Source organism: Mycobacterium sp. pV006 (genome assembly GCF_041287115.1).
Taxonomy (GTDB): domain Bacteria; phylum Actinomycetota; class Actinomycetes; order Mycobacteriales; family Mycobacteriaceae; genus Mycobacterium.
In genome coordinates this window covers 1-410 of sequence record NZ_JBGGKT010000063.1, presented here as the reverse complement: position 1 = coordinate 410, position 410 = coordinate 1, and the positions used below count along the sequence as shown (strand labels likewise).

General features: G+C 55.1%; 1 rRNA gene. It reads left to right on the top strand.

The window, feature by feature from the left end:
• Positions 1–410 (top strand): 23S ribosomal RNA (locus tag ACAG25_RS24805); the annotation flags it as partial.

The following is a 410-nucleotide window of genomic DNA, read 5'->3' as shown; positions in this document are numbered from 1 at the left end:
GTGGGTAGTAGTCAAGCGATGGGGTGACGCAGGAAGGTAGCCGTACCAGTCAGTGGTAATACTGGGGTAAACCTGTAGGACGAGTGATAGGCAAATCCGTCACTTGCATGTCTGAGAGGTGATGCATAGCCGATTGAGGCGAATTCGGTGATCCTATGCTGTCGAGAAAAGCCTCTAGCGAGCACACACACGGCCCGTACCCCAAACCAACACAGGTGGTCAGGTAGAGAATACCGAGGCGTACGAGTGAACTATGGTTAAGGAACTCGGCAAAATGCCCCCGTAACTTCGGGAGAAGGGGGACCCCCATACCGTCAAGGCTCTTGCGGCCGGCAGCGGGAGGGGGTGGCACAAACCAGTGAGAAGCGACTGTTTACTAAAAACACAGGTCCGTGCGAAGTCGCAAGACG